This window comes from Bradyrhizobium sp. CCGE-LA001 (assembly GCF_000296215.2).
GTDB lineage: Bacteria > Pseudomonadota > Alphaproteobacteria > Rhizobiales > Xanthobacteraceae > Bradyrhizobium.
Map to the genome: position 1 here is coordinate 292,639 of NZ_CP013949.1, position 19,515 is coordinate 312,153.

19 protein-coding genes and 1 tRNA gene are annotated in these 19,515 nt (G+C 64.2%); 15 read left to right on the top strand and 5 right to left on the bottom strand.

The window, feature by feature from the left end; all coding sequences use genetic code 11:
- The first annotated feature begins 101 nt into the window (after nt 1–101).
- A complete protein-coding gene (locus BCCGELA001_RS01380) occupies nt 102–2,465 on the top strand; it encodes a hypothetical protein (protein WP_060734446.1) in 2,364 nt (787 codons plus the stop codon).
- A gap of 135 nt (nt 2,466–2,600) precedes the next feature.
- Here the strand turns inward: BCCGELA001_RS01380 and BCCGELA001_RS01385 are convergent, their stop codons facing one another.
- A complete protein-coding gene (locus BCCGELA001_RS01385; protein ID WP_008539291.1) occupies nt 2,601–3,656 on the bottom strand; it encodes a polysaccharide deacetylase family protein in 1,056 nt (351 codons plus the stop codon).
- Nucleotides 3,657–3,909: 253 nt separating this feature from the next.
- Between BCCGELA001_RS01385 and BCCGELA001_RS01390 the strand changes: the two genes are divergently transcribed.
- Together BCCGELA001_RS01390 and BCCGELA001_RS01395 are read left to right on the top strand one after the other, a co-directional pair.
- Nucleotides 3,910–4,215 (top strand): hypothetical protein, encoded by a 306-nt coding sequence (locus BCCGELA001_RS01390; RefSeq protein WP_008539290.1) that lies wholly within the window; start codon nt 3,910–3,912, stop codon nt 4,213–4,215.
- A 163-nt stretch (nt 4,216–4,378) separates the two neighbouring features.
- A complete protein-coding gene (locus BCCGELA001_RS01395) occupies nt 4,379–4,594 on the top strand; it encodes a cysteine rich repeat-containing protein (RefSeq protein ID WP_060734447.1) in 216 nt (71 codons plus the stop codon).
- A gap of 122 nt (nt 4,595–4,716) precedes the next feature.
- Here BCCGELA001_RS01395 and BCCGELA001_RS01400 read toward each other — a convergent pair whose 3' ends face one another.
- Nucleotides 4,717–6,405, bottom strand: coding sequence for an MFS transporter (locus BCCGELA001_RS01400; RefSeq protein WP_060734448.1), 1,689 nt, complete (start codon nt 6,403–6,405; stop codon nt 4,717–4,719).
- Between the two features lie 147 nt (nt 6,406–6,552).
- On the opposite strand from BCCGELA001_RS01400, the gene BCCGELA001_RS01405 reads away from it, so the two are divergent.
- The 7 genes from BCCGELA001_RS01405 (at nt 6,553) to BCCGELA001_RS01435 (ending at nt 14,372) form a co-directional block, all read left to right on the top strand.
- Entirely contained in the window at nt 6,553–7,926 is a 1,374-nt protein-coding gene (locus BCCGELA001_RS01405) for a hydrolase (protein WP_060734449.1), read from the top strand.
- 34 nt (nt 7,927–7,960) lie between these two features.
- Nucleotides 7,961–9,331, top strand: coding sequence for a cytochrome P450 (locus BCCGELA001_RS01410; protein ID WP_060734450.1), 1,371 nt, complete (start codon nt 7,961–7,963; stop codon nt 9,329–9,331).
- 50 nt (nt 9,332–9,381) lie between these two features.
- Complete coding sequence (locus tag BCCGELA001_RS01415) at nt 9,382–10,791, top strand: adenylate/guanylate cyclase domain-containing protein (RefSeq protein WP_008539258.1); 1,410 nt, start codon at nt 9,382–9,384, stop codon at nt 10,789–10,791.
- 263 nt (nt 10,792–11,054) lie between these two features.
- The gene (locus BCCGELA001_RS01420) at nt 11,055–11,543 is read left to right on the top strand and encodes a tellurite resistance TerB family protein (RefSeq protein ID WP_008539257.1); all 489 of its coding nucleotides are present in this window, start codon (nt 11,055–11,057) and stop codon (nt 11,541–11,543) included.
- Nucleotides 11,544–11,756: 213 nt separating this feature from the next.
- On the top strand, nt 11,757–12,536 hold the full coding sequence (locus BCCGELA001_RS01425) for an SDR family NAD(P)-dependent oxidoreductase (RefSeq protein WP_060734451.1): 780 nt from the start codon (nt 11,757–11,759) through the stop codon (nt 12,534–12,536).
- A gap of 124 nt (nt 12,537–12,660) precedes the next feature.
- The gene (locus BCCGELA001_RS01430; protein WP_060734452.1) at nt 12,661–13,461 is read left to right on the top strand and encodes a glutamine amidotransferase; all 801 of its coding nucleotides are present in this window, start codon (nt 12,661–12,663) and stop codon (nt 13,459–13,461) included.
- Nucleotides 13,462–13,559: 98 nt separating this feature from the next.
- A complete protein-coding gene (locus tag BCCGELA001_RS01435; RefSeq protein ID WP_060734453.1) occupies nt 13,560–14,372 on the top strand; it encodes an enoyl-CoA hydratase in 813 nt (270 codons plus the stop codon).
- Nucleotides 14,373–14,718: 346 nt separating this feature from the next.
- Here the strand turns inward: BCCGELA001_RS01435 and BCCGELA001_RS01440 are convergent.
- Nucleotides 14,719–14,794: transfer RNA gene (locus BCCGELA001_RS01440), tRNA-Ala, on the bottom strand.
- A gap of 204 nt (nt 14,795–14,998) precedes the next feature.
- Here BCCGELA001_RS01440 and BCCGELA001_RS01445 point away from each other — a divergent pair.
- Genes BCCGELA001_RS01445 through folD form a run of 3 tightly spaced genes read left to right on the top strand, consistent with a single transcriptional unit; the run spans nt 14,999 to nt 16,546 of the window.
- Nucleotides 14,999–15,289 carry a YggT family protein gene (locus BCCGELA001_RS01445; protein WP_008539240.1) on the top strand — a complete coding sequence of 97 codons (291 nt, stop codon included), beginning with the start codon at nt 14,999–15,001 and terminating at the stop codon, nt 15,287–15,289.
- A 14-nt stretch (nt 15,290–15,303) separates the two neighbouring features.
- Nucleotides 15,304–15,660 (top strand): DUF167 domain-containing protein, encoded by a 357-nt coding sequence (locus BCCGELA001_RS01450; protein ID WP_008539235.1) that lies wholly within the window; start codon nt 15,304–15,306, stop codon nt 15,658–15,660.
- Nucleotide 15,661: 1 nt separating this feature from the next.
- The gene (gene folD, locus BCCGELA001_RS01455; protein WP_008539233.1) at nt 15,662–16,546 is read left to right on the top strand and encodes a bifunctional methylenetetrahydrofolate dehydrogenase/methenyltetrahydrofolate cyclohydrolase FolD; all 885 of its coding nucleotides are present in this window, start codon (nt 15,662–15,664) and stop codon (nt 16,544–16,546) included.
- A gap of 100 nt (nt 16,547–16,646) precedes the next feature.
- Here the strand turns inward: folD and ppa are convergent, their stop codons facing one another.
- Both ppa and BCCGELA001_RS01465 read right to left on the bottom strand, forming a co-directional pair.
- Nucleotides 16,647–17,183, bottom strand: coding sequence for an inorganic diphosphatase (ppa, locus tag BCCGELA001_RS01460; RefSeq protein ID WP_008539231.1), 537 nt, complete (start codon nt 17,181–17,183; stop codon nt 16,647–16,649).
- A 195-nt stretch (nt 17,184–17,378) separates the two neighbouring features.
- Complete coding sequence (locus BCCGELA001_RS01465; RefSeq protein ID WP_008539229.1) at nt 17,379–17,888, bottom strand: GNAT family N-acetyltransferase; 510 nt, start codon at nt 17,886–17,888, stop codon at nt 17,379–17,381.
- 266 nt (nt 17,889–18,154) lie between these two features.
- Between BCCGELA001_RS01465 and BCCGELA001_RS01470 the strand changes: the two genes are divergently transcribed.
- Nucleotides 18,155–19,051, top strand: coding sequence for an alpha/beta hydrolase family protein (locus BCCGELA001_RS01470; protein ID WP_060734454.1), 897 nt, complete (start codon nt 18,155–18,157; stop codon nt 19,049–19,051).
- A complete protein-coding gene (locus BCCGELA001_RS01475; protein WP_008539224.1) occupies nt 19,048–19,515 on the top strand; it encodes a DUF2269 family protein in 468 nt (155 codons plus the stop codon). The genes BCCGELA001_RS01470 and BCCGELA001_RS01475 overlap by 4 nt, the downstream gene beginning before the upstream one ends.

The following is a 19,515-nucleotide window of genomic DNA, read 5'->3' on the forward strand; positions in this document are numbered from 1 at the left end:
CCGGTTGGCGATGGCGGCTGCTTGCTGCCCGAAGCCAGGCCGCGTCCGAATTGACAGGGCGTGCGTTCGCCGCGACTACTCCCGGTCAGGGGGCACTCGCAGTGATGCACGATATCCTGGTCGTCGGGCTCTTCGTATCGATGTGCGGAGCCATCGGCCTTCCGTTCTCCCTGCTTTTGCCGTCGCAACGTTTTGCCGTCCGCTGGGCGCTCGCGCCGCCGCTCGGCTTCGGCCTGCTCGCAGCCGGAACCGCCGTCCTGTATTTGTCGGGCGTCGCGCCATGGGTCACGCTGCTGGCGATGGCGGCCATCGGTCTCCTCGTCGCGGTTGCAATGATTGTTCCGGGCGGACGATGGTCGAGGATATCTGCTGGGCCATGGCTTGCCACGGCGATGGCCGTTGCGGCCGTTGCGATCATCTGTCTTGCGCCCGGCTGGACCGGCGGTTCACGCTTCCGCATATTCCAGGCGAATGTCTACGATCACCTGCTCTATGTGGGAGCTGCGATCTCTTATCGAACGCTCGACTATGCAAGCCTGGTCGTCGAGGGCATAGAAAGCGCGCAGGCCGACCCGCTGGCTGTCGCAGCGTTGTGGTTCATCGATTGGCGCGCCGCCGTGTCGATGATGCATGCAGCCTTCGCCGTCGTGAGCCGCGGCGGTGTGGTCGATTGCGCCTATCCTTACATGGTCGGCATGCAGCTCAACATGCTGTTTGCGGCGTTGTTCGTTTTCGTCAACGTGATCGCGATGCGGCGGTGGCTGGCATGGATATGTGCCTCGGCGCTCACGGTCGGATTCTTCGAGCAGTATATCTTCGACATCAACGCATGGTCTCAGCTCGCGACCCAGCCGATCTTTCTGCTGCTTCTCGCCTTTGTCGCGCTGGCCTTCGACAAGGATCGTTTTGGGCGGGCCCCTGGTTCGATCGTGCGGCTGGGAGCCATCTTTGCAGCTTTGATGTCCGGCGCGTTCTTTCTCTATCCGGAAGCGCTGACGGTCTATGGACTTGCTGCCACGATCATCGGCTTGATGGCGATCGGCCATCGCGCATCGCGGCAGACCTTTCGTGTTGCTGCACCCGGCCTGGCAGCCGGCGTCGGACTATCGCTGCTCGCCTGCATTCCACACTGGTCAGGCACAGGCGCCTATGTTGTTCGCCAGCTGAGCCGGGCGGCGACCCATCCGCCGGACTGGTGGAAGTATTTTCAACGTTACCTGTTCGGCGGCGAAACGAATTTTCTCGAGATCATTGCCAGCCCCGGCAGCCGCCTCGGAGAACTCGCAAATGCGTGGTTCTCGCTGCCCATCGAGGCGGCGGTCGCCGGCCTCGGCCTGTACGCGGTGCTGCCGTCCGCGGGTTGGCCTGTCGCAATCGCATTCGTGTGGAAGCTGCTGCTCTACGGCTTCCTGTTCGTGCTGTTGAGGAGCATCGCCAAGGCGGTCTGGACGATATGGCGTACCGAGCCGGACGGAAGCGCCGCGCGCCTCCTGGCCGGCAGCCTCGCAGGCTGCCTCGTGCCGATTGCGATTCTCGCGGCCGGTCACGCCTGGGCGGCAGGCAAAGGCCTGGCCATGGCGGCGCCGATGCTGTTCATCCTCATCATTGCCCCCCTGGCATCCGCGCAGTGGCGCTTTCGTGCCGTTGTTGCCAGCTTCATCGTCGTGGCCGCTCACCTGATCCTCGGTGCGTTGCGACCTCTGGTGGTCTTGCAAGCGCTGGGTGGGGGCCTTCCCGGTCTTCCGACGGCTGCCGCACAGGTCAATGCGCAGAAGGGATCGCTCGATTGGGATTACAATCGCGTATCCGCGGAGCTCCAAAGCTGCAATGGCGTCGTCATCGACGTCGCCCATCCGATGATGAATCACGTCTTGCGCAGCCTCGCGGCCGATCTCGGCATGGCTTGGGCGTCGCCGAACGTCTTCTCGTGGTCCGGCAAGACCGGGTGGGCCTATTTGCCGGCCGGTTGGGACAAGTTCGATTGTCTCGCGTCGGCCGACCGCCTGAGCGCCAATCCGGGACAGCGGTTAATATCGGTGGCGACGGATCGTTCGTCACGGGATTATCTCGACGGACGCCGCGACGTTCTCGAGATCGGCACGGAAGCCCGGCCGGGAATCGCGACACGTGGCCTGTTCGGCAAGGAAGCGACGCCTGGCGGCGCGCTGCAATGGGCGGCACCCAACGCGCATTTCGACGTCCCGAACAACCCTTCGGCGCCAGCGCGAACCTTGCGGCTCGCGCTATGGCCTATGCCGATTTCGGGTAGCGAATTCCTCGTCAAGATCAACGGCCATGAGGTCTATCGCGGCAGCGTGCCTGCGGAGCCGCTGTCATTCCCGCTCGATGCGTTCGCGGGCGAGGAGAAGCTGGCTGTCGAACTGGCGACGAACGCCATCACGCGCTTTCCCGGCGATCCCCGCGATCTTGGATTTGCGATCAGGGAGCTGAGCGTTCGGCGCTAACGGTGCGGCGCAGCTGGACCGAGCGCCGCATCATCAGCGAGCTGCACCGGCACGGCATCTATTGGTAAGCTGCTTGTCCAAAGCAAATGGCCGGGCGAAAGCCCGGCCACGCGAATATTGATGCGTGATGGCGGTTTACTGCGAGACCGTCTGCACCACGCTTGCGATCGGACGGGCGTTCGTGCCGGCGGTCGGCACCTTCATGTCCTTCATCAGCGCCTCGTCATACTCCGGCAGCGTCTGCAAGCTCGTCTTGGCCTTCATCTGCACGACCTTGTAGCCGCCGGCCTTGAGCCGCGCGAGCAGCGTCGGCATGGCGATGCCGGTGTTCTTCTGGAAGTCGTGCATCAGGATGATGCCCTTGCCGAGCTTGTCGAGCCTGGTCATCACGGTCTCGACGATCTTCTCCGGCGTCGCACCCTTCCTGAAGTCGAAGGAGTCGATCTCGGTCGAGAACATCGCGACGTTGCGGGTGCCGAAATAGGCCACCATCGCCGGATTGTGCTGAAGCTGCGGGAAGCGGAAGAACGGCGCCGGGTTGGTGCCGAGCGCGAACCGCACCGCGCTGAAACCCTTCTCGACCTCGTCCTTGACCTGCTGCTCCGTCATCTTCTTGCTGTTCAGGTTGACATGCGACCAGGTGTGCGTGCCGACGGTGTGGCCCTGGGCGAGCACCTGTTTCAGGATCTCGGGATGATAAGTCGCGTGCTTGCCGACCGAGAAGAACAGGCCCTTGGTGCATTCGTCCGCGAGCGCCTTCAGCACCGCGGGCGTGTTGACCGGCCATGGACCGTCGTCGAAGGTCAGCACGACCTCCTTCTCGGTGAGGAAGTCGAACTGCTTGAAGTGCTCGAAGCCGAAGCCGGGACCGCCGGTGGTGTCGATCTCGACCACGCGGGACACGCCGAGCGCGTTCGGATTGGCGCAGACCTGCTTCTGCTGCACAGGCATGGCCGGGGCTGGCGCAGGTGCCGGAGCTGCCGGCGCCGGCTTGGCTGCGATCGTCGCGGTGGTCTGGACGTCGTCCTTGGCGGCGAGCTTCGCCGGTGCCGGCAACGGATCGGCGGCACGGGCGGCAACTGTCTTGGGGGCGCCCTGATCGGCGCGCGAGGAATAATAAAACCAACCGCCGGCGGCGATCACGACCGCCGCAACTACACTGGCCAGCATCAGGCCCAACGCATTACGCATCGCTATTCTTTCCAATTACGCAACCAAACCGGCGGAATTTCCCGCGCGACGAGCCATTAATGCGAAGGAACAGTTAACGTGACACCAACGCGACAGCGGTTGCGCAGGAATTTCAGCGAAGTGCACCAAAGTGACCGAAGTCACAGAGGCTGGGTCTGTCGTGACCATCATCACAGTGGAAACGGTTTTGGCGGAGCATCGTAGTTCCCATCAACAACGGGCCCGCCAACGGCGGTGCCAATGGGAGCTTCAAATGACCAACTCTTTTTCCAAGTCTCTGACGCGGAAGATCCGCGACACAGGCCTCGCTTTGGGCTTTGCCGCCATCGTCTCGATCGTCTCGACGGGTTCGAGCTTCGCCTTCTCGGCTGAGGCGCAGCAGATGTGCACCGGCGACGCCTTCCGTCTCTGCTCGGCGGAAATCCCCAACATCCCGAAGATCACCGCGTGCATGATCAAGCATCGTTCGGATCTGAGCGCCGGCTGCCGCGCGGTGATGGACAAGACTCTCGCCAAGGGCGCGTCGCGCAAGGTCGCTGACGCCCAGGGCCAGCAGTAAGCAAGGCTGCGATAGTTGCGTCGGTCAGCTCCCCTCGCGAAGCCCCGGCTTCAAAGCCGGGGCCACGGGGCGGCAGCAACATCAGTCAACAAAGCCGTTGCGGCCTTGGGATCATCGCACTAGCTTCGCCCGCAACTCGTTCCGGGTAAGAGGCTATTCCGCGATGACCAGAGCTTTTTTCATTATTCCTTTTCTGCTGTGCGCATCGGCTGCATCGGCGCAACAGCAGCCCGGCCATGACGCCTGCGCGCGCGATGTCTCGCGCTTCTGCCGCGCCGTGATGAACAACGGCGATGGCGCCGTGCTCGCCTGCCTCAAGCAGAACCGCCCCCGGCTGAGCAAGGGTTGCGACAAGGTGCTGACGGATCACGGGCAGTAATTGTCTCCTGTCATTCCGAGGCGCGCCGCCAGGCGCGAGCCCGGAATCCATTTGTCCGCGTCACGTCTCGTTCGATGGATTCCGGGCTCGCGCTTTGCGCGCCCCGGAATGACGGCGTGGGACTACGTGCTGCTGCCCGCTGCAGTTGCGACCACCGGCAGCACCTCGCTGTTGGCGCGGTCCGGCGTCTCATCCTTCCAGCGCACCGAGCCGAATGGACGCTCCAGCATGCGGCGGATCCGCACCGGCTCAGGCCCGATGTGGAAGGCGATTGCCTGCTGGTGCAGTGCGCGTTCGGACTGCGTCGAGCGGTTGCGCTGGCGCAGGTAATCGAACCAGGTCGGACAGTGATAGCGCTCGGTCCATAATTCGGGATCGGCGATGTCGCGCGCGATCGACCAGCCATAGGCGCCGTTGCGCTGCCGCGAGAGCTGCACGTCCTGCATCACGTTGTGAAAGGCGCGCGCATTCTCCTGGGAGACACGGTATTCGATCTCGACCACCAGCGGTCCGCTGCGGCCCGTCAGCGACAGCTTCACCTCGGGATCGGCCAGCACCTCGGCATCCTCGTTGCGCGCGCCGACGCGCGGCATGGTGAGCCAGATGCCGAGCAGCGGCGAGATCAGCATCAGGCCGGCCGCGGTCAGCAGCGCGATCTCGACGCCGGCATGGTCGGTGAGACGGCCCCAACCCCAGGCGCCGATCGCGATGCCGCCGGAGATCGATGCCTGGAACGCCGCGAGCGAGCGCCCGGCGACCCAGCGCGGCGCCGAAAGCTGCACGCCGATGTTGAACAGCGCGATCGCCGCCATCCAGACCGCGCCGGCCAGCACCAGCGCAGTCGCCGTCAGCACCGGCTCCGTGCTTAAGGCGATCGCGGCCATCGCGAAAGCCATGGAGATGGTGCAGGCGCGGATCGCGGCCTCGCCGCTCATGCGCTTGCGCAATTCGTGGATGTTGAGTGCGCCGACCACAGCGCCCATGCCGAAGGCGCCGAGCATGATGCCGTAGGTCTGTGCGCCGCCATGCAAGAGGTCGCGTGCGACCAGCGGCATCAGCGCCATGATGGCCCCGCCGATCAGGCCCATCACCAGCGTGCGCAACAGCACGATCTTGATCGGCGGCGAATTGGTGATGTAGCGGAAGCCGGAGACCATGGCGCGGTTGAGCTTCTCGCGCGGTAGGCGCGAGGGTTCGACCGATCGGCGCCAGAGCAGCAGCACCACCAGCAGCGGAATATACAGGATCGCGTTGCAGGCGAACGCCGCCACCGCACCGAGCGAGGCGACGATGACGCCGCCTACCGCGGGGCCGAAGCTGCGGGCGATGTTGTAGCTGATGCCGTTCAGCGCCACCGCGGACGCCAATGCCTCGGGCGGCACCTGTTCGCTGACCGAGGACTGCCAGGCCGGGCCGAACAGCGCATTGCCGCTGCCGACCACGAAGCAGAAGACGAGCAGCAATTCCGGAGAGATCAGGTTGAAGCCGGCCAGCACGGTGAGCGCGCTCGCGCCGATCAGCGCGATTGCCAGCGAGATCAGGGTGACGATGCGGCGGTCATACATGTCCGCGATGGCGCCGGCCGGCATCGAGATCAGCATGATCGGCAGCATGAGTGCAGTCTGCACCAGCGCCACCTTGTCGGCCGAGGCTGCCATCTGCGTCATCGCCCAGGCCGCACCTACGCCCTGGATCAGGAGGCCTAGATTGGAGAGCAGGCTGGCGAGCCAGATGCGCCGGAACAATGTGTACCGCAGGGGAGCGGTGATGCCGTCGCCGGCAAATGTCTGGCGATTGGTCTGCTCGGTCATATCCCCTTCCATTTTGGGTGTCAGAAGTGGTGCTAGAAGTGGCCCTGGCGATTCCGGCTAATCAGTGATGCCTGCGAAAGTCCTTCGCTGTCCAGTGGTTAGGCCGGTATAAGCGGTGCAAAGAGGCGGTTTGCCGGGGAGGAACAGATGAAGCTGTCGCGACGGACGATCCTGCAAGGCGTGGGCAGCCTGCCTTTCGCGGTTGCGAGCTTGCGGGCCGGCGCGATAGCCCAAACGGCACCCGCTGCGGCGCCGGACACGGAGGTGCCGCCGATCCTATTCGTCCACGGCAACGGCGATTACGATGCGCTCTGGATGACGACCCTGTGGCGGATGGAATCCAACGGCATCGCGCGCGATCGCATGATGGCGATCAATTTCACTCACCCCTTGGCGCGCAGTGACGACAAGGTCGAGCAGGCGAACCGCTCCTCGACCGAGGACCAGCGCCGCGAGCTTGCGGACGCCATCGCCGACCTGAAGCGCCGCACCGGCGCGCCACGGCTGGCGCTGGTCGGCAGCTCGCGCGGCGGCTATGCCATCCGCAACGTCATCAAGAATGGCGGCGCCGGCGATGTCAGCCACGCCGTCCTGTGCGGCACGCCCAATCACGGCGTGTTCGCAACCGACGACCAGCCCAACAACGAATTCAACGGTCGCGGCGCATTCCTGCGCAGCCTCAACGAGGGCGAAAGCGAGGTGACGCCAGGCGTCGCCTTCCTCACCTTGCGCAGCGAGGGCCTGGACAAATATGCGCAGCCCGACGGCCGCTTCATCGGCAAGCCTGGCACGCCGACCGGCGTGACCGCCGAAGGGCCGGAGCTGAAAGGCGCCAACAATCTCGTGCTCGGTGCGCTCGACCATCGCGAGGTGGCGTTTCATCCGCGCGCGTTCCGGGAGATCTACAAGTTCATCGCCGGCCGCGAACCCGCGCGCATCGCGATCGTGCCGGAGGCCAGCGTGAAGCTGAGCGGGTTGGTCACGGGCACGCCGGGCGGCGTGCCGACCAACCGTCCGGTCGCCGGCGCAACCGTCGATATCTTCCGGGTCGACCCTGATACCGGCGAGCGCAAGGGCGAGGCGCTGCACAGCTCGAAGACTGGCGCGGACGGCCGCTGGGGGCCGGTGCAGGTCGATCCCGCCTGGTCGCTCGAATTCGTCCTGGCCTCGCCTGGCGCGCCAACGACGCACATCTACCGCTCGCCCTTCCCGCGCTCCTCCGAGGTCGTGCACCTAAGGCCTGCGCGGCCGCTTGGGCCGGCCGACAAGGACGCCGGCTCTGTCGTGATCATGTCGCGGCCACGCGGCTATTTCGGCCTGCCCCGGGACGTGGTGCTGTTCGACGGCAAGGAGCCGGCCGACGTCAAGCCGGGCGTGCCGACCGATGCGGCAGCGACATTGCGGCTTGCAGCGGGCGAGGTCGGACGTAACATCGTGGCCCAGTTCGGCGAAGAACGAATTGTGGCACGCGCCTGGCCTGCCGCCGAGAACAGGATTGCGATTGCCGAGCTGACTTATTAGCTGTTTGCTTGCGACACATCTGCGGGAGAGAGCCATGAACATCGCCAGCGTGCGTCGGCCCATCATCCCTCCGGCTCCTCCGCGCGCCCCAGACGAGATCTCGTTCTTCGCCCGGGTTGCGGTGATCCGCCGGAACATGATCGCAACCTGGGGGCAGCGCGCCTATGAGGAAGACGTCATCAAGGGCCGCTTCTTCTTCCGCAACAGCTTCATCCTGAACCAACCGGATGCGATCAGGCACGTCCTGCTCAGCAATTACGAGAACTATACGCGCACGCCGGCGGGCATCCGCATGCTGCGCCCCGTGCTTGGCGACGGCCTGCTGATCGCGGAAGGCCATTCCTGGACGTTTCAGCGCCGCACCCTCGCACCGGCCTTCACGCCGCGCGCTACCGCCAATCTCGTACCGCACATGACGGCGGTGCTCGACGAGACCATCGCGAAGTTGGATCCCCGCACGGGTGAAGATGTCGACCTGCGTGAGGTCATGCAACGCATGACGCTCGAGATCGCGGGGCGCACGATGTTCTCGTTCGGCATGGACCGCCATGGCGCGACCTTGCGCAACTTCATCATGGAATATGCGGCACGGCTGGGACGGCCATACTTCCTCGACATGCTGCTGCCGGTGTCCTGGCCGAGCCCGATGGATTTTGCCCGTGCCCGTTTCCGCAAGCGCTGGACGGAATTCGTCGCGATGCTGATCGCGGAGCGGCGTGCGATGGGCAAAAAGGAAGGCGCGCCGCCGCGCGATCTGTTCGATCTCATGGACGAGGCCCGCGACCCCGAAACGAACAAGGGCTTTTCCGACGAGCAGCTCGTCGACGAGGTCGCGACCATGATTCTCGCCGGCCACGAGACCACGGCGACGGCGCTGTTCTGGGCGCTCTATCTGCTCGCGCTCGATCCGGAAACGCAGGAAGAGGTGGCGTCCGAGACGCGCGGCGAGCATCTCGACAGCATGGCCGACATCGATCGCCAGACATTCACCCGCGCGGTGATCGAAGAGACGATGCGGCTCTATCCGCCGGCTTTCCTGGTGGCGCGAGCCGCGCGCGACAAGGACAATGCGGCGGGCGTCGAGATCGCCAAGGGTGACATCATCATGATCGCGCCCTGGCTGCTGCACCGGCACGAGAAGCTGTGGGATCAACCGAACGCGTTCATTCCAAAGCGCTTCATGTCGAAAGAGGCGCCCGACCGGTTCGCCTATCTCCCGTTCGGCGCGGGTCCGCGCGTTTGCATCGGTGCGCCGTTCGCGCAAGCCGAATCTGTGCTGGCGCTGGCCCGGCTGATCGGCGCGTTCCGTGTCGAGCTCGCCGATCCGACCAGTCCCGTGATCCCGCTCGGCGTCGTCACGACCCAGCCGGACCATTCACCCTTGTTCCGGATCACGCGTCGGTGACAGGCGCTTGCCTGGTCAGTGGCGTGATCCATCCGAGATAGAGTTCCGCCATGAGCGACATTCAGGCCCAGTTGTCCGTTCTGAAGCAGACCGCCGATGCAAAGGTGGTCGATGAGATTGCGCGCCTCATCGAGGACGGCGAGGATCACGAGCTCAACCGCGTCAACGTCCTTGATTTCTCCAGGCAGCATGGCGTCGACGAAGAGCACGCGATCTCCGCCTTCCTGCATTCGGCGCGGCTCGGGCTGTTCGATCTCGGCTGGAACGTGCTGTGCCCGGGCTGCGGCGGCGTGCTCGGCGCGCACTCGACGCTGAAGGCACTCAAGCCCGACGATTATCACTGCGCGCTCTGCGCTTGCGGCTACAAGGCTTCGGTCGACGACCAGGTCGAGGTTTCCTTCACCGTGAATCCGCGCGTCCGGCGCATCGCGTCGCACGATCCCGATACGCTTCCGGTATGGGACTATTTCAAGCAGGTGTTCTGGAGCTCCGGCGTCGACTTCAACAAGGAATCGTTCGCGACGCTCGCCAACGAGGTGACGCTGGATACGATGGAGCTGCCGGCCGGCGAGAAAGCGACCATGTCGCTGCAGCTGCCTGGCGACTTCGTCATCATCTTCGAGCCGGTGACGCACGCCGCGCATTTCATCGACGTCCAGGGCGAGCCGACCAAGGACCGCCAGCAGCTCGCCATCATGTACAACAAGGTGCAGGCCCCGACGGGGACCACGACGATGCGGCCGGGTCCGCTGCGGCTGTCGCTGGAAAACCAGGCCGGCGTACGCGTGCTGCCGTCGGTGTTCATCGCAGCCGAGGCGCTTCATCATCTGATCGGCAAGCGCAAGCCGTTCCTCACCGCCAAGCGGATGCTGTCGAACCAGACCTTTCGCGACGTCTTCAAGGCAGACAATCTCAGCCTCGACCAGCGTCTCCAGATCACGTCGCTGACCTTCCTGTTCACCGATCTGAAGGGATCGACCGCGCTTTACGAGCGCGTCGGCGATCTCGCCGCCTTCGATCTCGTGCGCGCGCATTTCCATGCGCTGCTCGAGATCATCTCCTCCGAGAAGGGCGCGGTGGTGAAGACGATCGGCGATGCCGTGATGGCGACCTTCGTCCGTCCCGAGCACGCCATCGTCGCGGGCCTGCGGATGCGCGCAGCGATGGACGAGCTCAACAAGAAGCGCGGCACCGCCGATCTCATCGTCAAGATCGGCATTCACGAAGGCCCGTGCCTCGCGGTGATGCTGAACGAGCGGCAGGATTATTTTGGTCAGACGGTCAACATCGCCGCCCGCGTGCAGAGCCTGTCGACCGCGCAGGAGATCCACATCACCGGACCGGTGCTCGATGCGCCCGCGGTCGCCGAAGTGCTCGAGCAGCGCGCGATCAAGCCGATCCAGAAACAGGCGGCCTTGCGCGGCATCGCCGACAAGATGGTGGTGTACGAGATACCGTGAGGGGCAATGACGTTGTGGAGGCGGATGCGCGCCACACTCTCCGTCGTCATGCCCGGGCTTGACCCGGGCATCCACGTCTTTAGTTGGTGGTGATGCATGCATGGCCGGGACAAGCCCGGCCATGACGGTGAAAGAGATAGCCCAGATTGCCGAAACGTAATGCAGCGCGCGGAACTGACGCACGTTGCGCCGGTTGAGTTTCCCGCTCATATAATGCTGGTAACGGCCGCGACTTGCGGCTTCATCGACCTCGGTAGGACTTCATGCTCGACGGCTTGCGCCAATTCATTGCCGACATTGTTGCTCCCCAAGACCACAACCGCGCATTTGGCGACAGCGACTATCGGCTGGCGGCCACGGCGCTGCTGGTTCACGTAATCTCGCTGGATGGCCAGCCGACCGCGACCGAGCAGCGCAAGCTGCACGGCTTGATTGAAAGCCACTTTGGGCTGGACCGGGGCACCGCGGACCGGCTGATCGCCGACGCCACCCAGGTCGAGGGCGAGGCGGTCGATCTCTATCACTTCACCAGCGTCATCATGCGCTCACTCGACGAGGATGGCCGCAAGCGCATCGTGCAGATGATGTGGGAGCTGGTCTTTGCCGATGGGCAGGTCAGCGAGTTCGAGGACAACGTCGTGTGGCGCGCATCCGACCTGCTCGGGATATCCCAGCGTGACCGGATCGAACTGAAGCACGCGATCGCCGAACATGCCGGGAGCCAAGTGAAGAACGGTGCCGTCGGCGGCTGACGGCTCCGGTGTTGGCCGATCGCGGTCTGCGCGGAGACATGACGAAACTTTAATTTATTCGTCGCCTGCGCCGAATTTGCCTGCAAATCAACGGTTTCACGATACGGTCTGTCGTCGTACTCGAGCGGCCATGCCGGCGGCGCAGCTTGCATGCCGCGCGCGGCCTATGCTCTCGTTCCACCATTGCGGGCAAAAATTCAAGAGACTTCGATCGTGACTGAGCAGGTGACGCTGATTACCGGTGCCTCGGCAGGCATCGGCGTGGAGCTGGCGCGCGTGTTTGCCGCCAATGGACATCGCCTCGCATTGACCGCGAGACGGGTAGACCGGTTGGAAGCGCTCGCCACCGAGCTAGCCGCGAAGGGCGGCAAGAAGCCGATCGTGATCGCCTGCGACCTCGAGCAAGCGGATGCCGGCGACGCAATCGCGGCGGCGCTTGCCGCCGAAGGCGTCGAGCTCGATCATCTCGTCAACAATGCCGGCTTCGGCGTGTTCGGCGATGCGATCGAGCGAGATCGCGCCGAGCAGCTCGGAATCGTCGACGTCAACGTCCGCGCGCTGACGGATCTGTCGCTGCGCTTTGCCGATCAGCTCATCAGGAACAAGGGCGGCCTTCTCAATGTCGGATCGGTCGCAGGCTTCCTGCCTGGCCCGGGCATGGCCGTCTACTACGCGTCCAAGGCCTATGTGATCTCCTTCACCGAAGCGCTGCGGGCGGAGCTCGCGCCGCGCGGCGTCCGCGTCACGGTGCTGTGTCCGGGCCCGGTGCCCACCGAATTCCAGGGCCGCGCCGGCGTCGGCTCTCAACATGATACGGCCGCTCTCAAGGTCTCTGCCGCCGACGTCGCGCGGGAGGCGTATCGTGGCTTGATGGCGAACAAACGGGCAGTGCTGCCCGGTCTGGGCATCAAGATTGTGCCGTTCGCACTGCGCTTCTTCCCGCGCGGCTTCATCCTGGCTGCCACCAGCCGGTTCCAGAGGCGCAGGCACTAGATAAGCGGCACGCGTCCGTAGTGGCCCGGAGCTTGCTTCGTCGGGCTTGTGTGCGCGAACTCACACGATGTTAACCATCGCTTAGCTATGCTGATGGTCTGAACCGATAGCACTCGCAGAGGCCATGTCGTTCCGGACGGACAGGTTTGGTGGCGCAGAATTGGTGCCCTTCCCAAGAAGGACGCCGGGCGCGGCCGCCCCTGCTCCGGAAGCCCGGTTGCCGGTTCTGATCGTCCTGCACCAGGAATCCTCGACACCCGGCCGGGTCGGCAATGCGTTGCGCGCGCTCGGCCATCGCCTCGACATTCGCCGGCCCCGCTTCGGCGATCCCTTGCCCGAGACGCTCGACCGGCATGCCGGCGCCGTGTTCTTCGGCGGTCCGATGAGCGCCAATGATCCCGACGATTACATCCGCCGCGAGATCGACTGGATCGAAATTCCGCTCCGCGAACAGCGCCCGTTTCTCGGCATCTGCCTCGGTGCCCAGATGCTCGCGATGCAGCTTGGTGCTCGCGTCGCGCCGCATGCGGAGGCGTTGACCCAGATCGGCTATTACCCGATCAGGCCGACCGCGGCGGGCCACGCGCTCTGTCCGCATTGGCCGGCCCAGGTCTATCATTGGCATCGCGAGGGATTCGAGCTGCCGGTCGGCACGGAGCTGCTCGCGGAAGGCGATGATTTTCCGGTGCAGGCGTTTCGCGCCGGCCATGCCTTCGGTGTGCAGTTTCACCCTGACGTGACCTACGCGATGATGCATTGCTGGACCACGCGCGGCTATGACGGTTTCAGCGCACCCGGTGCGCGGCAGCGGCATCATCATTTCGCCGATCGTGCCGTCTACGACGTCGCAGAGCGTGCCTGGCTCGATCATTTCATCGACGGCTGGCTGGCGCGCCGCCCGGTGCTGGCGCAAGCCGCCGAGTGATCGCGCCTCCGCGCAAGTCCTTGCGTCTCTCCTGGATATGCTACGCTCCCTGCCAACGCGCGCAGGCGAAATGCGCCGGCAAACACAGGGAGAGCGCCATGGCCTACGAACACATTCTCTACGAGGTGAGCGACAGGATCGCGACCATCACGCTCAATCGCCCGGACCGCATGAATGCGTGGACGCCGATCATGGAGCGCGACGTGCGTCACGCGATGGAAGCATCAAGCGCCGACGACAATGTCCGCGTCATCGTGCTCACCGGCGCGGGCCGCGCCTTCTGCGCCGGCGCCGACATGGATGCGCTGAAAGGGCTCGACCCCGATGACGTCAGGCGCGCCTCGAACCTGCCGCCCTTCGACATGAACCGCCGCCCGGACTGGCAGACGCGCTACGGCTATTATCCTTCGATCAAGAAGCCGGTTATCGCCATGCTCAACGGCGCGACCGCTGGCATCGGCCTGGTCCACGCGCTCTATTGCGACCTGCGCTTTGCCGCTGACAACACCGTGTTCACCACGGCCTTCGCACGGCGCGGCCTGATCGCCGAGCACGGCATCAGCTGGATGCTGCCGCGCATCGTCGGCCATGCCAATGCGATGGATCTGCTGCTCTCGGCGCGGCGCGTGCCGAGCGAGGAGGCGCTGCGGATCGGACTGGTCAACCGGCTCTGTCCGCCGGAGAAGTTGCGCGAAGAGACCTATGCCTACGCGCGCGATCTCGCCGATATGGTCTCGCCGAGCGCGATGGCCGTGATCAAGCGTCAGCTCTACGAGGTGCCGTTCCAGACCCTGGCGGAGGCGACGATCGAGGCCAACAGGGAGATGATGGTGGCGCTGAGCGGCAGCGATTTCCGGGAGGGCGTGGCCAGCTTCATGGAAAAGCGGCCGCCAAAATTCACGGGCAGGTAGGGGGGCAGTGAGAAGTCCGCCGTCGCCCCTTGGGCTATGCCGTGACAGCCTTTGCTACATGAGGGCTTGCCTAGCCGAAGCAGGCGCAGCCTGCGAAGGTTTATTTTATGGGGAAGTAGGAGATTTACGCGGAGAGTGTCCGCCGTCGCCCTTCGGGCTATGGCGTGACAGCCTTCGCTGCATTAGGGCTTGCCTAGCCGAAGCAGGCGCAGCCTGCGAAGGTTTATTTTATGGGGAAGTAGGAGATTTACGCGGAGAGCGTCCGCCGTCGCCCTTCGGGCTATGGCGTGACAGCCTTCGCTACATGAGGGCTTGCCTAGCCGAAGCAGGCGCAGCCTGCGAAGGCTGGTGGAGCCAGGCGGGATCGAACCGCCGACCTCGTCATTGCGAACGACGCGCTCTCCCAGCTGAGCTATGGCCCCTTTGCTGGCCGCTCTGGTGAATGCGGCCGACAACCGGGCGCCATTTAAGTCCCCGCCAAGGTCAAGTCAAGGACGCGTGTCACCCGGTTTTAGCCATCCCGGGCGCCGACTTCCCTTGTTTGGGTCGGGGGGAACCGATATCTAGCAAAAGGCGTCAATCCCGACCGCAGCCAGAGTTTTTAAAAGCCAGAGGCTTCAATAGCCATGCGTGCCGTTCTCGACATCGTCATCATCGTGCTCGATCTCTACGTCTGGCTGCTGATCGCCTCCGCGATCCTGTCCTGGCTGATCGCCTTCAACGTGGTGAATACCCGCAACCAGTTCGTCTCGGCGGTCGCGGAGTTCCTGTACCGGATCACCGAGCCCCTGTTGGCGCCGATTCGCAATTTCCTGCCCAGTCTCGGCGGCCTCGATATCTCGCCGATCATCCTGATCCTGCTCATCATGTTCATCGAACGGGTGATCCTGTATTACATCTACCCGAACGTGATCTGAGCGGGCGGAGCGCCTTGGTTGGCAACAAGCAGCCTTACAAGGAGCCTTGGCGCTATTCGGCCTCGGGTATCAGCATCGCGCTGCGGGTGACGCCGCGCGGCGGCCGCGACGACATCGACGGGATCGAGCAGCTCTCCGATGGCCGCAGCGTGCTCAAGGTGCGGGTGCGCGCCATTGCCGATGGCGGCGAGGCCAACAAGGCTGTTGTGGTCCTGCTGGCGAAATCGCTTGGCGTTCCCAAGGCCAACGTCAGGCTTTTGTCCGGAGCGACCTCGCGGCTGAAGCAGATCGCGGTCGACGGCGATCCGGCACGGCTCGGCGAAGCCTTGCGCCAGCTCGCCTCCGCGAAATCGACAGACCAGGGGAACTGACATGACCGCAGAGATCATCGATGGAAAAATCATCGCCGCGGAACTCCGCGCCCGCGTCGCCGACGAGGTCGCCCGCGTCAAGCGCGAGCATGATCTCGTGCCGGGCCTTGCGGTGGTCCTGGTCGGGAGCGATCCCGCCAGCGAGGTCTATGTCCGCTCAAAGCACACCCAGACGCAGGCGGCGGGGATGGCTTCCTTCGAGCACAAGCTGCCGGCTGACGTCTCGCAAGCGGATCTGCTGGCGCTCATCGCAAAGCTCAACCGCGATCCGGCCGTGCACGGCATTCTCGTGCAATTGCCGCTGCCGAAGGGGCTGAACACCGAGGCCGTGATCAACGCCATTGATCCGGCCAAGGATGTCGACGGCCTGCATCCGAACAATGCCGGCCGGCTCGCTGGCGGCTTCGAGGCGCTGTCGCCCTGCACGCCGCTCGGCTGCATCATCCTGACCAAGAGCGTGCACGCATCGCTCGAGGGCATGAACGCCATCGTGATCGGCCGCTCCAACCTCGTGGGCCGTCCGCTGGTGCAGTTGCTGCTGAACGAGAACGCCACCGTCACCATCGCGCATTCGCGCTCGCGCGATCTGCCCGGGCTCGTGAAGCGCGCCGACCTCGTTTATGCCGCGGTCGGCAAGCCGGAGATGGTGCGCGGCGACTGGCTGAAGCCGGGTGCAACCGTGATCGACGTCGGCATCAACCGCATTCCCAAGGACGACGGCAAGACGCGCCTCGTCGGCGATGTCGCCTATCAGGAAGCGCTCGGGGTTGCCGGCGCGATCACGCCGGTGCCGGGCGGCGTCGGCCAGATGACGGTCGCGTGTCTCTTGGTGAATACGCTGCGCGCGGCCTACGCAATCGCAGGGCTGCCGAAGCCTGCGGTGTAGCCAGTCGTCATTCCGGGGCGGCTCAAAGAGCCGAACCGGGAATCTCGGGCCACAAACGTCTGGATTCCGGGTTCGCGCTTCGCGCGCCCCGGAATGACGATCAACCCTTCTTCTTCTTCTCGCGCTCGATGCCTTCGAGGATCAGCTTGTGCGCGTCCTCCGGGCCGCCCCAGCGCAGGATCTTCACCCATTTGCCCTTCTCGAGATCCTTGTAGTGCTCGAAGAAGTGCTGGATCTGCTGGAGCGTGATGTCCGGCAGGTCGGAGTACGACTTCACCTTGTCGTAGCGCTGCGTCAGCTTGGATGAGGGCACCGCCAAGATCTTCTCGTCGCCGCCGGCTTCGTCTTCCATGAACAGCACGCCGACCGGGCGCACGCTCATGACGGCACCCGGGATGATGGCGCGGGTGTTGATGATCAGGACGTCGCAGGGGTCGCCGTCATCCGATAGCGTGTGCGGGATGAAGCCATAGTTTCCGGGGTAACGCATCGGCGTGTACAGGAAACGGTCCACGACAAGCGTGCCGGCTTCCTTGTCCATCTCGTATTTGATCGGTTCGCCGCCCACGGGGACTTCGATGACGACGTTGACGTCGTGGGGTACGTTCTTCCCGATCGAGATAGCATCGATACGCATTCAAGGCTCCGTTGTTGCCGAGGATAAATCGCGCCCGGCAGCGATTTTGGCGCTGTCATACGCGGGCTTGGCCCGCTGATCCATCGCGTTTTTGTGAAATAATGAATCCAGCGATCACCGGCGCAGAGGCGGGCGGTATCGACGGATGGAAAACGCTGCCGATTCGGGTTTCAGCAGCTCAATTGGTCCAAATTCTTAGTTGGTCCAAGCGAAGGCAACCTTGTCGAGCGATTTCGGCCCGAACCGCTCGGAAGAGCGCGCCACCATACGACCGCCGAGAGCACGATAGAACTCGGTGGCCGGATCATTGTCCGACAGCGCCCACACCACCATGCTCTTCAACCCGCTCTGCATCAGGTCGCGGCGGGCGGCGGCAAACAGGCGGCGGCCGAAGCCGAGGCCCTGGAATTCGGGGCGCAGATAAAGCTCGTAGATCTCGCCGTCGAAATGCAGGCTGCGGGCGCGGTTGCGACCGTAATTGGCGTAGCCCGCGATCTTGTCGCCGAACACCAGCACGCTGACGCGGCTGCCCTTGCGGATCGCGCTGTCCCACCATTGCGGACCGCGGCGATTGATCAGCTTCTCCAGCTCGGAGCCGGGGATGATGCCCTGATAGGCCGAGCGCCAGGCTTCGTCATGGGTCGATGCCACCGCAGTTGCATCTGCAGCTTTGGCCGGCCGGACCTCGATCAGGGTTGTGCTCATGGACGCGATCAAACCAAGTCGCCGCGCCGGCGGCAAGACCTATCGTTAATTATCGGTTAACGTGTGGATTTTCTGCATCAGTTTTCATCCCTGTTGTACCGAAAGAGGACAAGCTGCCGCTCTGAATGGCAGCGGCCCGCCATGCGTCGGTGCAAAACTCGCTGTGACAACGAATGAATGGCAATGGCAGCGCAGAAAGTCTGCCTGGACTGATTCGTTCCTATTAGTCTGGCCATCGCAGTTCGGTCCGCCTTCTCAGGCAATTCATGCGGCTCCCCATCGTCTCTGCGCTTCTATCTTTACTGGTGCTGACTTCGTCACCTCTGCGCGCTCAGGTCACCTTTGGGCCATCGGGCGCGGAGGGCGAGCCGTTGCGCCGGCAGGTGTGGTACGTGCCGTCACCGGATCCCGGCCTTGCCGCGCATGCCCTGCTGTTTCGTCCCTTAGGTGCCGGCCCGTTTCGGCTCGCCGTCATCGCGCACGCGTCGACGCAGAATGGCTTGCGTCGCGCGCAAATGCCGCAGCCGGAATACCGTGCGCTCGCAGCGTATCTCGTCGCGCGCGGCTTTGCCGTGCTGGTGCCGGAGCGGCTCGGCCATGGCGCGACCGGTGGCCGCTATGTCGAGGACCAGGCCGGCTGCGACGAGGCGGATTACGCACGATCGGCCCGTGCGACGGCGGACCAGATCTGGCTCGCGCTGGACTATCTGCGAAAGCAGGATTTCATCCGCAAGGATGCCGCCATCGTGCTCGGTCATTCCGCCGGCGGCTGGGGTGCACTCGCGCTCGCCAATGCCGATCCGAAGGCGATCTCCGCCATCATTGCATTCGCACCGGGGCGCGGCGGCCATGCCAATGACGAGCCGAACAAAATCTGCTCGCCGGACAGGCTGCTTGCGGCCGCAGCCGAACTCGGCAAGGCCGCGCGCATTCCCGTCACATGGCTCGTTGCAGCCAATGACAGTTACTTCGCTCCGGCATTCTCCAAGAAAGTGATCGAGGCTTTTCGCGGCGCCGGCGGCAAGGTCGACTTCAGTATCCTGCCATCCATCGGTAACGAGGGGCATTGGATGATCGAGACCGAGGCCGGCGTCAACGCCGCAGGCAGCGACCTCGCCCGCGCGCTGAACCCGCCGAAGCCAGCGGCGACCAAGAAGCCATGACGCTGTATTTCCTAGTCAAATATCTGCATGTGCTTGGCGCCATCGTCATCCTCGGCACCGGAAGCGGCATTGCTTTCTTCATGCTGATGGCGCATCGCACGAACGATGCCGAGTTCATCGCGCGCACCGCTTCGGTCGTCGTGCTTGCGGATGCGATTTTCACGCTGTCGGCCGTTATCCTGCAGCCGGTCAGCGGCGGCCTGCTGATGATGCTTTCGGCGACGCCGATCACCGAGCGCTGGCTGCTGGCATCGCTCGCGCTGTATGCCCTCGCAGGCCTGTTCTGGGTCCCCGTCGTTTTCATGCAGATCGAGATGCGCGACCTGGCGCGCAAGGCCGCCGTGCAGCGCCTCGCGCTTCCGGAGCGCTATTTCGTGCTGTTCCGCCGGTGGTTCGCATTCGGCTTCCCAGGTTTTGGTGCGACGATGCTGATCCTCTGGCTGATGATTGCAAAACCGTTTTGA

Excerpts from the sequence above, each read along its gene's own strand:
- BCCGELA001_RS01385 (WP_008539291.1), bottom strand. The coding sequence starts at position 3,656 with ATGCGTAATGCGTTGGGCCTGATGCTGGCCAGTGTAGTTGCGGCGGTC.
- BCCGELA001_RS01390 (WP_008539290.1), top strand. The coding sequence starts at position 3,910 with ATGACCAACTCTTTTTCCAAGTCTCTGACGCGGAAGATCCGCGACACA.
- BCCGELA001_RS01395 (WP_060734447.1), top strand. The coding sequence starts at position 4,379 with ATGACCAGAGCTTTTTTCATTATTCCTTTTCTGCTGTGCGCATCGGCT.
- BCCGELA001_RS01400 (WP_060734448.1), bottom strand. The coding sequence starts at position 6,405 with ATGACCGAGCAGACCAATCGCCAGACATTTGCCGGCGACGGCATCACC.
- BCCGELA001_RS01405 (WP_060734449.1), top strand. The coding sequence starts at position 6,553 with ATGAAGCTGTCGCGACGGACGATCCTGCAAGGCGTGGGCAGCCTGCCT.
- BCCGELA001_RS01410 (WP_060734450.1), top strand. The coding sequence starts at position 7,961 with ATGAACATCGCCAGCGTGCGTCGGCCCATCATCCCTCCGGCTCCTCCG.
- BCCGELA001_RS01415 (WP_008539258.1), top strand. The coding sequence starts at position 9,382 with ATGAGCGACATTCAGGCCCAGTTGTCCGTTCTGAAGCAGACCGCCGAT.
- BCCGELA001_RS01420 (WP_008539257.1), top strand. The coding sequence starts at position 11,055 with ATGCTCGACGGCTTGCGCCAATTCATTGCCGACATTGTTGCTCCCCAA.
- BCCGELA001_RS01430 (WP_060734452.1), top strand. The coding sequence starts at position 12,661 with ATGTCGTTCCGGACGGACAGGTTTGGTGGCGCAGAATTGGTGCCCTTC.
- BCCGELA001_RS01435 (WP_060734453.1), top strand. The coding sequence starts at position 13,560 with ATGGCCTACGAACACATTCTCTACGAGGTGAGCGACAGGATCGCGACC.
- BCCGELA001_RS01445 (WP_008539240.1), top strand. The coding sequence starts at position 14,999 with ATGCGTGCCGTTCTCGACATCGTCATCATCGTGCTCGATCTCTACGTC.
- folD (WP_008539233.1), top strand. The coding sequence starts at position 15,662 with ATGACCGCAGAGATCATCGATGGAAAAATCATCGCCGCGGAACTCCGC.
- ppa (WP_008539231.1), bottom strand. The coding sequence starts at position 17,183 with ATGCGTATCGATGCTATCTCGATCGGGAAGAACGTACCCCACGACGTC.
- BCCGELA001_RS01465 (WP_008539229.1), bottom strand. The coding sequence starts at position 17,888 with ATGAGCACAACCCTGATCGAGGTCCGGCCGGCCAAAGCTGCAGATGCA.
- BCCGELA001_RS01470 (WP_060734454.1), top strand. The coding sequence starts at position 18,155 with ATGCGGCTCCCCATCGTCTCTGCGCTTCTATCTTTACTGGTGCTGACT.
- BCCGELA001_RS01475 (WP_008539224.1), top strand. The coding sequence starts at position 19,048 with ATGACGCTGTATTTCCTAGTCAAATATCTGCATGTGCTTGGCGCCATC.